The sequence below is a fragment of the Bradyrhizobium sp. genome (assembly GCF_019242285.1).
In the GTDB taxonomy this organism is placed as follows: domain Bacteria; phylum Pseudomonadota; class Alphaproteobacteria; order Rhizobiales; family Xanthobacteraceae; genus Bradyrhizobium.
Map to the genome: position 1 here is coordinate 1 of NZ_JAFAVV010000913.1, position 11,796 is coordinate 11,796.

Genomic DNA, 11,796 nt, shown 5'->3' on the forward strand with positions numbered 1-11,796 from the left:
AAAACGCTTTTCGAAGGAAGGTCGAAGCAACCGTTGTTGCAAAGCGGTATGGAATTGATTGATAGATGGGTTTATAGTTTTGCGCTGCCCTGACACTGAGGGGGCTGTTAATGCAATGTCTGCGTTGCGGTAGCCAAAACAAGGCAACCAATGAGTATTGCGAAGCATGTGGCGCCACGCTCGGTGTTGAGTGTAGCGCATGTCATCACCTCAACCGACCCGCGGCACGGTTTTGTGGAAGATGCAGCGCTGCTCTGAGCCCCCGTTCATCGCAGCCAGTCAATCAGTCCTGGCAGAACGTCTTGAGCTCCCTGAACGCTAAGGGCGGAGAGCGTAAGAGCCTGACGATCCTGTTTGCAGACATTCGCAATTCTACTCAGCTTATCGATAGTTTGGCCGACCCTGAAGCCGGAATGAAACGCCTTCAACCTGTCCTGAGCCTGATGGGAGAAGCAGTTAATCGATACGAGGGCGTCGTCAACAAGTCGCAGGGTGACGGAGTAATGGCGATCTTTGGCGCTCCGCAACCACATGAGGATCATGCCGTCCGCGGCTGCCTGGCGGCGCTTGCAATGCAAGACGGAATAGCCCGGTTGAATGATCCAGATTTGCAAATCCGGGTGGGGGTCCACACAGGCGAGGTTGTCGTTCAAACGATAGAACACGGAATATACCAGACTTATGATGCCGCTGGAGCGAACGTGCATCTTGCCAACCGCCTGGAGCAAATGGCGTCCGCCGGATCCGTTCTCATTTCAAAAGAGACTTACATCGCCGCCAAGCAATTCGTTGAAGTCGAACCACTGGGGATACAAACCGTTCGGGGGATTGCGGCGCCGGTTGAGATTTTCAAGGTAAGAGGCCTTCTGCATGCGCCCTCAAGCGGAGTATTTAGAAGTAGAGCTCGGTTAAGTCCTCTCACCGGTCGAGAGAGCGAGTTCGCTGCCCTTCATGAGGAACTCGAAAATACGAGTAGCGGTGAAGGTCAAGTACTCGGCCTCGTCGGTGAAGCAGGCATCGGCAAGAGTCGCCTTTGTTTTGAATTCGCCGAGAGTTGTCGGGGAAAAGGTATCCGAGTCTTTGAAGCGCGTGTACTGGCTCACGGGCGAGCAACACCATTTCAGCCCGTATTAGAATTGATGCGCGATTATTTTGGCCTTCGCTTTAAGCAGGCCGCAGACGTCTCGCGACGCATCGTCCTTGACCGATTATCGGCTTTGCCGGTATCCCAACAGTTACCGGCTGTACTGCTAGATTTCCTTGGTCTGTCAGAGCCGCACAAGCCGGCAGTCAAGCTGGATCCAAAAACAAGAAAAGCGCTGCTTCTCGACTTCGTTAGACTCCTGCCGCATTCACCAAGGGAGCCGCTCTCTGTCGTTATTATTGAAGACTTGCATTGGATTGATGCTGCGAGTGAAGAGTTCGTTGAGGCTTTAGCTGATGCGGTCGTAGGAACCACCACACTTCTGATCCTCAATTTCAGGCCCGGGTTTGCTGCCCCGCTGACGCAGCGATCACACTACCGACAAATCAACATGCGCCGGTTATCGGTTGCGCAATCGGCAGCCCTGGTACAGGATCACGTTGGTGCCGACCCCTCACTAGCGTTGCTGAGCAGGAACATCATTGAGCGGGCGCAGGGAAACCCGTTTTTTCTCGAGGAGCTTATCAATGCCCTCGTCGAGCGTGGCGACTTTGAAGGCGACAGAGGTTCGTTCAGACTAAAGGGAGGGATCGATGCAATTCCTCTCCCCTCAACTGTACAAGCTGTAATTGCCGCTCGCATAGACCGTCTGGAAGAGAGCGCCAAAAAGGCACTGGAGATCGCCTCCATAATTGGTCGCGAAATTTCGCTGTTGGTCCTGGACCGAGTCGCGGGAATGGATGAGAGCGAGCTGTCGGAAGCGGTCCAACACCTGAGACAAGCTGAACTGCTTTACGATGTGCCGCCCTTTGAACAGCGACTTCTTGCATTTCGTCATCCTCTGATACAAGAGGTTGCATACCGATCACTCCTGCATGATCGCCGCCGAGACCTGCATGCAAAGGTCGCTGAGGCGATCGAGAGCGTCTTTAAGGATCGTGCTGAGGAGAGAGCCGCTCTCTTGGCGTATCACTCGGAACAGGCCGGCGACAACTTGAAGGCGGCACAACAAAATATGCGCTTTGCCGTTTGGATTGGCACGAATGATCCAAATCAGGCGATGAGAACTTGGAAGAAAGTTCGCGATCTGTTGTCCAAACTCTCCCCGTCACAACCGATAGACTATTTAAAGATGATGGCTTCCGGCCAAATTGTAAATTTTGGTTGGCGGGAAGGAATCTCGGCGGAGGATGCCCGGATTTATTTTGAGGAAGCCAAGCAGCTAGCTGTAGCGTTAGGCGATGTTAGGGCCAATGCGTTGATTCACGCAGCCTATGGAAGAATTTTGGCAAACGGGGGATCGGCGGATGAGTATGTCGAAAAGATTCGCGAAGCGAAGGCGATCGCCGATAATGGCAATGATACAAGCGTACAAATCACGCTCAAGGCCGTGCTCTGTCACGCGCTTAGAATGTCCGGCTTAATGACGGAAGCGCTTCAGATGAATATTGAGGCGGCAGAGGAGGCGCACAAAATTGCAAAATTTGACAGACAGATGCTGGGTTTCGATGTCGAGATATGGCTAATGGTGATGCGCGGCCAAACGCTGGTAATGCTCGGTCGAAAAGATGAAGCTCGCCCATTCCTCGATCGCATCATTCAATTAGAGGACGGCCAAATTGACACTCTCCATCACGTTATACCGAGTTGGGCCTACGTCGATCTTGCGTGGGTGGAGGGAAACGTCGGACTGGCTCAGGAGCATGCCGATCGAGCCTATCATCTGGCCATAAAAAGCGGCAATCCTTATATGCGAGTGTATGGTCAAGCCTGCCGTGGTCTTTCTCATGTCGTCGCAAGAAGACTGACCTCCGCGATCCAGGATTTCTCCGATTCCCTCAGCTTCGCCCGATCGCGAAAAGCAGGCCTGGAAGCCGAGCCCCGGATACTCGCCGATTTGGCAAATGCCTATAGACTGAATGGCGACGATACGACCGCCCTGGCGACGGCTGACGAGGCAATCAAAGTTGCAACCGAGCGTCATGCCCGCATTCCTGAGTGCCTTGCCCGAATTGTTCGTGCGGATTTGTTGCTCCGATCTCCACTTGGAGACGAGATCGCCAAAGGAAGGCTGGAGGTAGCCGCCTCTAAAGCGCTAATGAGAGAGACTGGGGCGATGCTCTTCGAGCACTTCATCAATAAGCTGGATGTTGACCATGTTGACGCTCTTCGAGTTTCAAATGATCGCTCGGCACTAACCTGAAGTAGATTGCATTTGGATGTTGAGTAGGTCAGCACATACAATGAAGAGGCTTCGTAAACTTGGGCACCGTATCGTTTTGCCCCTATGAGCCTGTCACCAATTAGAAGGCCGCAAAGGCGAATGTCGGCGCCGCCTTTCGCTTCAGAGTTGGCTGCCGTTCATGAGCAGCCCGCCACAACCACCAGCGCAGTTGCGACCGCGCATCACGAGCAATGCATGTGCGAAATTCCGCGGCCATCCCGTCTGTCAAAGGGGATGCAGGCAGGATCGATAGTTCGCGCCGCCGCATGCCGGCCATGCGCCACCTGCCCGTCGTGCCAATCTGCCGCAGTCCTGATCTCTTCTGATTTACAGAAATTTTCTTGACAGCCGCCCCCAAATCGGGGCATTATCCACGCCGTCCCGCCTCGGCAAGAGGGGCGCATCGCGATCGTCAGGAAACGCGGGGTGGGATGCGATGGACGTGATGGTGTCGCCCGACGAGCGGCGCCGTTGCGGACGGCGAAGCCGTGTGGTCCTGGCGCCGCGACGCTGGCGCTAAGTTGGCGGACGATGATCCGCCGGCGACGGTGGCAAAAGAGCCCGTTCACCGGGGAGATCACGGTATAAGCGTTAACACCATCGCGCAGGGAATGCCGGTGATCTCGGCTGAACCTGTGGTAACCGCCGCGTGCGTTCTTGTTGCACGCGGGCCATGGGTGCGGCTGAAGCACTCGGCATTCCCTGCGCCCTCTTGATTTTCGGGAGGGATCGATCATGCACAGCTCGGGCATTTCATGCCGCGAGGACGCCGCGCGCTGCCTTCGGTCAAATGAGATGAAAGCTGCGCGCACGCGGCAGACCTGCGCTTTCGCGCTGCGAGCACAGTCTCATCGTTGCGGCCCCTCGCATGGGAGACTTCGAACAGGGCGGTGGCAGGCGGCGCGAGATTCCTCTATGGAACGCATCGAGAGGCCGGACCAACCGGCCGCGAACGGGATGGGACATCTCTTGAAGCTCCTCGCAACAGGCCGGCTCATTTTCGCGGCGCTCGCCGTGCTCTCGCTCCTCGCCGCGCCCGCGCACGCCGGCGCACGGGTCCGGATCGGGGTGCTAAAACTGTCCTCGGCGGCGCCGTTGTTCCTCGCCAAGGAGCGCGGCTATTTCGAGCAGGAAGGGCTCGACGCCGACCTGAAGTTCTTCGACGCGGCGGTCCCGATCGCCGTCGCCGCCGTCTCCGGCGACATCGATGTCGGCTTCACCGGCTTCACCGCGGCGTTCTACAACCTCGCCGGCAAGGGCGGTCTCAAGGTGATCGCCGGCACCGCGCGCGAGGCGCCGACCTTCCAGAACACCGCCTATGTCGCCTCGAAGCGCGCCCATGAGGCGGGGCTGAAGACGCTCGCCGACCTGCCCGGGCATTCGGTCGGCATCACCCAGGTCGGTTCGACCTTCCACTATTCGCTCGGACTGCTCGCCGACAAGCTCAAGTTCGACATCGCCTCCGTCAAGGTGGTGCCGTTGCAGTCGCTGCCCAACGTCACTGCCGCGATCAAGGGCGGCACGCTCGACGCCGCGCTCACCGCCGCCACCACGATCACGCCGGTGGTCGCTTCCGGCGACGCCGTCGTGCTCGGCTGGGTCGGCGACGAGACGCCGTGGATGCTCGGCTGCGTCGTCGCTTCGACCTCGGTCATCGAGAAGCAGCGCAAGACGATCGAGAAGGTGCTGGCCGCCTACCGCCGCGGAGCCGAGGACTACACCAACGTGCTGCTCAAGCGCGACGCCGATGGCAAGTCCGCCCGCAGCGCCGAGGGCGATGCGATGCTCGCCGTCATCGCCAGATATACCGGGCAGCAGGCCGAGCAGTTGCGCGTCGCCCTGTCGGTCGTCGACCCCGCCCTCGACACCGCCGACATCGCCCGCCAGGTCGCCTGGTTCAAGCGGCAGAAGATGATCGACGCCGACGTCGATGCGGCGAAGATCGTCGATACCTCCTTCGTGCCGGACCATCCGACCAACCTGAAATAGCAACGGAGCCCATCGATGACGGAAGTTTCGTCCGGCACGAGAATTGTCCGGCGCGGCGCCAGCCCGGCGCCGACGCATGTCAGTGCCGACATCTGCGTGATCGGCTCGGGCGCGGCCGGAATGTCGGCGGCGCTGGAGGGCGCGCGCGCCGGCCGTCGCGTCGTGCTGGTCGACAGCCTGCCGGCGCTCGGCGGCCAGGCCGTCAACTCGATCATCGGCACCTTCTGCGGGCTGTTCGCCAACGGCACCCATGGCTACCAGTTCACCCATGGCGTCGCCGACGACATCCTGCGCGACCTCGGCGCGCAGGAGCATGCGCTGCATTATCGCCACGGACCGCACACCACCGTGGTCTACTACGACGAGGTCGCGCTCGGCCGCTGGGTCGAGAAGGCGATGGTCGAGGCCGGCGTTACCGTGATCGTCGGCGCGGTGATGCGGCACGTCCGCGTCGAGGGCCGGCGCGTGAAGAGCCTCGACGTCTCGACCCGCTATGGCGACGTCGAGATCGAGGCCAACGGCTTCGTCGACGCCTCCGGCGATGCCGCGCTCGTCTGGCAGGCCGGCTTCGCCTGCCGCGAGCCGGCCGATGGTCCCGTGTACGGCACCCAGATGCTGATCGTCGAGAACATCGACGAGAGCAAGGTGCCGAGCCGCGAGGAATTGCCGGCGCGGATGCGCGAGAAGGCCGGCGACTACGGCCTGGTGCGGCGCGAGGGCCTCTCCTTCGTGATTCCCGGACGCGGGGTGGCCGCCATGAACATGACCCATGTCGAGACGCCGCTGGAGCCGATCGCCGCCACCATGAAGGGCCTCGAAGGCAAGGAGCAGGCCGACCGCGCCTTTGCGTTCCTGAGGAACGAGTTCCCCGACTGCTTCGGCAAGGCCCGCGTCCGCGCCTATGGCTTTCCCGGCATCCGCCAGACCCGCTGGATCGTCGGCCGCCAGCAGCTTGCGGTCGACGACGTGCGCGCGGGCACGAAATTCCCCGATGCGATCGCGCGCACGGCATGGCCGATCGAACTGCACGACCACGGCTCCGGCCATCACTGGCACGTGTTCGACCAGGACCACGTCCATTACGTGCCGTTCGGCAGCCTCACGCCGGCCGAGGCCGACAACATCGTCGCCGCCGGCCGCTGCATCGACGCCGACAATGCCGCCCTGTCGAGCGTGCGGGTGATGGGACCGTGCATGGCGATGGGCGCAGCCGCCGCGCACGCGCTCGATCTCGCCGGCAGCGGCAGCGTGCACCAGATCGACATCGACGCGCTGAAGCGCCGCCTGCACGACAATCTCGAGCGCACGGACTAGGCCATCCGAGGATTCTATGGCTGGGCAAAGCGGGCCTCTTGCGCGAAAGCACGCCACACGGGGCAAGAGCGTGCCCGCCCTTTCGGAGGCATGCCGCCGGGAATGGTGGGCAGGTCGCTCCGCGCGATGCTTCGCATCGTCGCGTCCGCGCCTTCGCCCAACCTACCCATCCCGCCCGTCCTTCGAATCACATAAAGGTAGCATCGGCCTCAATCAGGAATTGCCGATGAACCGCCGCGAACGCCGGGCCTCCGCCCGAAAATCCCAGAAGGCACCCACCAAGGCCGGCGTGGTGACACCGGCCGCGCTGTATGCGAGCGGCGTGACGCTGCTGCAATCCGGGCATTTGATGGAAGCTCAGGTCTGCTGCCAGCATGCGCTGGCGATCGACCCCGAGCACGCCGATACCCTGCATCTGATGGGGCAGATCTCGCTCGCGGCGGGCCAGAACGACCATGCCGTCGAATGGCTGACCCGCGCCCTCGGCAAGGCCCCGACAGCGGACAACCACGCCGCGCTCGGCGTCGCCCTGCACAGGCTCGGCCGCCGCGACGAGGCGCTGCACGCCTTCGACAAGGCCGTACAATTCGAACCGAACCTCGTGAACTGGAAGAATCTCGCCGGCGTGCTGTTCGAAATGCAGCGCATGGACGCTGCGCATTTCGCCTATCAGGAGGTGCTCAAGCTCGCCCCCCGCGACTGGGAGGCCGCGTGCCGCAGCGGCTATCTGCACTATCAGTCCGGCCAGCTCGAAGAGGCGCTGGCGTGCTTCGACATCTGCGACCAGGTGCAGCCGAACAACGCGGCGACGCTGCATATGCGGGCTCTGTTCCTGCACGGTCTGAAGCGGTACGAGGAGGCGGTCGCGGACGGCACACGCTCTCATGCGCTCGATCCGAGCAACCCCGACACCGGCAACAACGTCGGCGCCGCCTTGCAGGCGCTGAACCGCCACGAGGAGGCGCTGCCGTGGTTCGACCGCACGCTCGCGCTTCGGCCTGAGCTCGACGTCGCGCTCTACAACAAGGCGGTCTCGCTCGCGAAGCTCGGACGCGCCGAAGAGGCGCTGGCGATCCACCATCGCCTGAGGGCCAGCTTCGGCCCGAACAGTGCGGTTACCGAGTTGAACCTCGCCGACCTCCTGATCAATCTCGGCCGTTTCGACGACGCACTGGCCGTGCTCGACCGCTGCGACCGGCAGCAGCCGAACCAGGCGACGATCCTGCAGCTTCGCAGCGTCTGCCTGCGCGGGCTGAAGCAGCTCGAGCGCAGCCTCGCCGACAGCCGGCGCGCCCACGGGCTCGATCCGCGCAATGCCGCCATCTGCAGCAATATCGGTGGCGTGCTGCACCAGCTCGGCCGCTATGAGGAGGCGCTGGTCTGGCTCGACATGGCCACCGCGCGTGAGCCGGACAATCTCGGCGCCCTCAACAACAAGGCGCTGGCGCTGCACCAATTGGGGCGCCTCGAAGAGGCGGCGGCGACTTACGAGCGCGTCATGGCGAAGGAGCCCGGCAACGCCGAGGCCGCGCTCGGTGCGGCGCATCTGAAGCTCCTGAACGGCGATTTTGCCGCCGGCTGGACCGGCCGGGAGGCGCGCTGGCAGGTGTCCGGCCTGCCGATCGTCTATCCCCGATTCGCGCAGCCCATGTGGCGCGGCGAGAATGTCGCCGGCAAGACCATCCTGGTCTATGCCGACGAGGGCATCGGCGACGCGATCCAGCTCGCGCGCTATCTGCCGCTGTTGGCCGCGCACGGCGCCCGCGTGATCCTGAGGGTGCACGCGGCGCTGCGGCCGCTGTTGTCAGAGGTCGAGGGCGTCGCGCTGTGCATCGCCAACGATGCGGCCCCGCCGCCGTTCGACCTGTATTGCCCGATGCTGAGCCTGCCCTTCGCCTTCGGCACGCGGCTCGACGCGATCCCGGCCGCTGATCTGCCGCGTCCCGATGCGGCGCGTGCGCGCGCCTGGGAGGAGCGGCTGCCGCCGCGCGACCGCTTGCGGGTCGGGCTTGCCTGGGCCGGCAACCCGGATCATTCCAACGATCTCAACCGCTCGGTCCCGCTGCTCGCGCTCGCCCGCCTCACCGACGTCGATGCGAGCTTCATCAGCCTGCAGAAAGACCTGCGGCCGGGCGACAGGGCCACGCTCGATGCGCGCGGCATCGTCGACCTGACCAAGGACCTCGCCGATTTCGGCGAGACCGCCGCGCTGGTCTCCTGCCTCGATCTCGTGATCACCGTCGACACCGCGGTCGCGCATCTCGCCGGCGCGCTCGGCCGTCCGACCTGGATCATGCTGCCGCATCCGCCGGACTACCGCTGGCTGCTCGGCCGCGACGACAGCCCCTGGTATCCGAGCGTGCGGCTGTTCCGGCAAGGCGAGAGCCGCGACTATGCGGGGGTGCTGGACCGGGTGCGCGCGGAGCTTGCCGCACTGGCGGCCAGGCATCGGAACCGATGAGCGTGGCGCCTGCGAATCCAGGCTCGAACGCGCCGTCATTTTCTTCTATAGACGCCCGGAATCTCATTGGTTCCAGGGACCGGGAAATGACGGCGACCATCATCGACGGCAAGGCGATCGCCGAGAAGCTTCGCCTGGAGATCACGGCCGAGGTGGCGCGGCTGAAGGATCAGGGCAGGAAGCTGCCGGGGCTCGCGGTCGTGCTGGTCGGCAACGATCCCGCCAGCGAGGTCTATGTCGGCTCCAAGGCGCGGCAGACCGATGCCAGCGGCATGCGCTCCTTCGAGCACCGCCTGCCGGCCGAAACCTCGCAGCAGGAGCTGCTGGCGCTGATCGCGCGTCTCAACGCCGATGACGACATCGACGGCATCCTGGTGCAACTGCCGCTGCCGCCGCATATCGATACCGACCGCGTGATCGAGGCGGTCGATCCGGCCAAGGACGTCGACGGCTTCCACCCGGTCAATGCCGGGCGGCTGATGCGGGCATTGCCGAGCCTCGTGCCCTGCACGCCGCTCGGCTGCATGCTGCTGCTCAACTCCGTGCAACCGAGCCTGCGCGGCCTGCATGCGGTCGTGGTCGGCCGCTCCAACATCGTCGGCAAGCCGATCGCGCAGCTCCTGCTGCAGGCCGACTGCACGGTGACCATGACCCATTCGCGCAGCCGCGACCTGCCTACGCTGTGCCGCGAGGCCGACGTGCTGGTCGCGGCCGTCGGCCGGCCGGAAATGGTGCGCGGCGACTGGATCAAGAAGGGCGCGATCGTGATCGACGTCGGCATCAACCGGCTCGCGGTCGAGGGCAGGCCGAAGGGCCGGCTGGTCGGCGACGTCGCCTTCGCGGAAGCGCGGGAGGTCGCCGGCGCCATCACCCCGGTGCCGGGCGGCGTCGGCCCGATGACAATTGCGTGCCTGCTCAAGAACACGCTGCAGGCCGCCAAGGCGCGCCGGAGACTTTGATGCCAAAAACCCCGGATCGGCTCACTTCACCAGCGGGCAGCCGCCGTCCGACATTGGCCGATAGGCCTTGTCGCCGGGGACCTTGGCCACCACCTTCACATAGTCCCAGTCATATTTCGATTCCTCCGGCGTCTTGACCTCCAGAAGGTACATGTCCCGCTCGACCCGGCCATCAATACGCAGCTTGCCATTCGTGGTCATGAAATCGTTGATCGGAGTCTCCCTCATCTTCTCCATCACCTTGAGCGGGTCTTTGCTGCCGAGCTCCTTTACGGCTTTCAGGTAATGCAGCGTGGCGCTGTAGACGCCGGCCTGCACCATGCCCGGCATGCGCCCGATCTTCTTCCTGAAGCGCTCCGCGAAGGCGCGCGTCTCCGGCGTCTGGTCCCAGTAGAACGCCTCGGTGAACTGCAGGCCCTGGGCCGCCTTCAGCCCCATCGCGTGAACGTCGCTGATGAAGAACAGCAGCGCGGCGAATTTCTGCCCGCCCTTGAGGATGCCGAATTCCGCGCCCTGCTTGATCGCGTTGGTGGCGTCGCCACCGGCATTGGCAAGCCCGATCACCTCCGCCTTGGAGGCCTGCGCCTGCAGCAGGAACGAGGAGAAATCGGGGGTGTTCAGCGGCGCGTAGACGGTGCCGAGCACCTTGCCGCCCTCGGCTTCGACCACCTGCGAGGTGTCGCGCTGCAAGGCGCGGCCGAAGGCATAATCGGCGCCGATGAAGAACCAGCTCTTGCCGCCGGACCTGACCACGGCCGTGCCGGTGACATGCGACAGCGCGTAGGTGTCGTAGGTCCAGTGCGCCGCATAGGGCGAGCAGTTCTTGCCGGTGATATCGGAGCTGGCGGGACCCGAGAACAGCACGAGCTTCTGCTTCTGGCGCGACATCTCCTCGACCGCGAGCGCCACGGCAGACGAGCCGCCGTCGGTCACCATGTCGACGCCCTCCTCGTCATACCAGCGGCGCACGATGGTGGCGCCGACATCGGCCTTGTTCTGGTGGTCCGCGAAGACCACCTCGACCGGCTTGCCGAGCACCGGGCCGAAATCCTCGGCCGCCATCCGCGCGGCCGCGACCGTGCCTTCGCCGGTGATGTCCGCATAGAGCGACGACATGTCGCTGAGCACGCCGATCTTGACGGGTCCTTGCGCCGACGCAGCCGCCGGCAACAACAGCGCGAGCGTTGCCGCCAACAGATGATGGACCACCCTCATGGCTTTATCTCCCTCTGCCGCCCGTCATTGCGGGCTTCCTGCGTTCTTGCCGAACGTTAGTTCCCGATATCGTATCCTCCCTGCCGGTCGCCGTTCAATGCGCCGGAACCGGCCTCGCTCGGAAAGATCATGCGGCCTCTGATCGCAGCGCAATACCGCCCCTTCGTGAGGCGGCAGGATTGAGCTGGCGTCGCTTCACCCAACGACATGACCAGGCGTATAAATCGTGATCCGACACATGATCGTCACAAGCGTGGGCGAGTCTTCCAACCAGGACATGGCATGGCAATTCGATTGACGATGGCGCGAGACACCGGAACGATGCGGCATTGGAGACATGCCTCCCTTGCCTCCCTTGCCACCCTTCTGGCGGTCGTGACGATGGCCGCGTTGAGCGCCGGGGCCGCGGCGAAACAGGCCCGCCCCGCGGCAACCGTCGAGGCCGAGGCGCAACGCGAAGCCGGCGAGCCGATCATGGCGATCGTGTCGA

6 protein-coding genes are annotated in these 11,796 nt (G+C 63.3%); 5 read left to right on the forward strand and 1 reads right to left on the reverse strand.

Translation table 11 applies throughout. The annotated features are described in order from the left end of the window. Positions 1 to 110 precede the first annotated feature (110 nt). From JOY90_RS37550 to folD, 5 genes are all read left to right on the forward strand, one after another. Entirely contained in the window at positions 111 to 3,347 is a 3,237-nt protein-coding gene (locus JOY90_RS37550) for an adenylate/guanylate cyclase domain-containing protein (protein ID WP_291696134.1), read from the forward strand. Positions 3,348 to 4,337: 990 nt separating this feature from the next. Continuing rightward, positions 4,338 to 5,357, forward strand: a complete 1,020-nt coding sequence (locus JOY90_RS37555; RefSeq protein ID WP_291696135.1) for an ABC transporter substrate-binding protein — start codon at positions 4,338 to 4,340, stop codon at positions 5,355 to 5,357. A gap of 15 nt (positions 5,358 to 5,372) precedes the next feature. Further along, positions 5,373 to 6,671, forward strand: a complete 1,299-nt coding sequence (locus JOY90_RS37560) for an FAD-dependent oxidoreductase (RefSeq protein WP_291696136.1) — start codon at positions 5,373 to 5,375, stop codon at positions 6,669 to 6,671. A 226-nt stretch (positions 6,672 to 6,897) separates the two neighbouring features. Continuing rightward, on the forward strand, positions 6,898 to 9,132 hold the full coding sequence (locus tag JOY90_RS37565; RefSeq protein ID WP_291696137.1) for a tetratricopeptide repeat protein: 2,235 nt from the start codon (positions 6,898 to 6,900) through the stop codon (positions 9,130 to 9,132). An 86-nt stretch (positions 9,133 to 9,218) separates the two neighbouring features. Next, on the forward strand, positions 9,219 to 10,091 hold the full coding sequence (gene folD, locus JOY90_RS37570; protein ID WP_291696138.1) for a bifunctional methylenetetrahydrofolate dehydrogenase/methenyltetrahydrofolate cyclohydrolase FolD: 873 nt from the start codon (positions 9,219 to 9,221) through the stop codon (positions 10,089 to 10,091). A gap of 21 nt (positions 10,092 to 10,112) precedes the next feature. On the opposite strand, the gene JOY90_RS37575 is transcribed toward folD, so the two are convergent. Then, entirely contained in the window at positions 10,113 to 11,306 is a 1,194-nt protein-coding gene (locus tag JOY90_RS37575; protein WP_291696139.1) for an ABC transporter substrate-binding protein, read from the reverse strand. Positions 11,307 to 11,796: the final 490 nt, after the last annotated feature.

Bases quoted from the DNA above. Each gene is read 5' to 3' on its own strand.
- JOY90_RS37550 (WP_291696134.1), top strand. From the start codon at position 111: ATGCAATGTCTGCGTTGCGGTAGCCAAAACAAGGCAACCAATGAGTAT.
- JOY90_RS37560 (WP_291696136.1), top strand. From the start codon at position 5,373: ATGACGGAAGTTTCGTCCGGCACGAGAATTGTCCGGCGCGGCGCCAGC.
- JOY90_RS37565 (WP_291696137.1), top strand. From the start codon at position 6,898: ATGAACCGCCGCGAACGCCGGGCCTCCGCCCGAAAATCCCAGAAGGCA.
- folD (WP_291696138.1), top strand. From the start codon at position 9,219: ATGACGGCGACCATCATCGACGGCAAGGCGATCGCCGAGAAGCTTCGC.
- JOY90_RS37575 (WP_291696139.1), bottom strand. From the start codon at position 11,306: ATGAGGGTGGTCCATCATCTGTTGGCGGCAACGCTCGCGCTGTTGTTG.